This is a genomic window from Roseovarius sp. TE539 (assembly GCF_003298505.1).
Lineage (GTDB): Bacteria > Pseudomonadota > Alphaproteobacteria > Rhodobacterales > Rhodobacteraceae > Roseovarius.
This window is the reverse complement of sequence record NZ_QNGB01000071.1, coordinates 1-892: the sequence shown is the minus strand read 5'-3', so window position 1 is coordinate 892 and position 892 is coordinate 1. Positions and strand designations below refer to the sequence as shown.

Below are 892 nucleotides of genomic sequence, written 5' to 3'. Positions count from 1 at the left end.
CATCGCCGAAGACAGACACCCATTCACCGAACTCGAGGTTTGTGGTGATGATGACGCTGGTCGTCTCATACAGCTTGCTGATCAGATGAAACAGCAGCGACCCGCCAGATTTCGGGAATGGGATATAGCCGAGTTCGTCGATGATGACGCAATCCAGGGCGGTCAGTTGCTTGATGATCTTCCCGGTGTTGCCCTCGGCCTGCTCTGCAATGAGGGCATTGATCAGATCGACGGCATTATAGAAGCGCACCCGTTTTCCTCGATTGACCAGGTTGGTCCCGAGCGCGATGGAAATGTGCGTCTTGCCGGTGCCGGTTCCACCGACGAGGATGATGTTGTGCGCGTCATCGGTGAACTGGCCTGAGCAAAACGGGTCGATCTGCACTTTCGTGACGGTCGCCGTGCTGTAATCGAAGCTAGCGAAGTCCTTGTGATGGGGAAATTTGGCGATGCGCATCTGATACTGGATGGACCGCACCCGCCGCTCTTTGGTCTCGGCTTCGATCAAGGCCTTCAGCGCTGTTGTCAGGCTTGGTGGCGTGCGCGTGGCAAGCAAATCCTGAGCGCAAGCGGCCATCCCATGAAGCCTGAGGGCAGCGAGTTGGTCGATGAGGGCGTTCATGCTGCGACCCTCCCCGCAGCACAAAGCGCTTCATATCGCTTGCAATCGGCCTCTGGGCGCAGGGTCAGCTGTGGATAGGCATGTGTCTCCGCCAGTGGCGCGATTGTCGGCTCCAGCAGCTGATTGACCAGATTGATGATCGCCGGCAAGCGCAGGGTGCGTTGTTCGACGGCCAGATCGCAGGCCATCTCGACCACGTCGATGCCATGCTCAAGTGCCAGCAGCAGCAGGTCGACAAACTCCCGGTCGCCACCTTTCTCGCGCATGTAG

At 58.4% G+C, this 892-nt stretch carries 1 protein-coding gene and 1 pseudogene; both read right to left on the bottom strand.

Annotation, left to right across the window (positions count from 1 at the left end; all coding sequences use genetic code 11):
* A partial coding sequence (gene istB / locus DQW77_RS17905; RefSeq protein WP_113259696.1) for an IS21-like element helper ATPase IstB occupies positions 1 to 622 on the bottom strand: 622 nt, incomplete at its 3' end.
* Positions 619 to 892, bottom strand: a pseudogene (locus DQW77_RS17900) (hypothetical protein); the annotation flags it as partial. The pseudogene DQW77_RS17900 and the gene istB, both read right to left, overlap by 4 nt.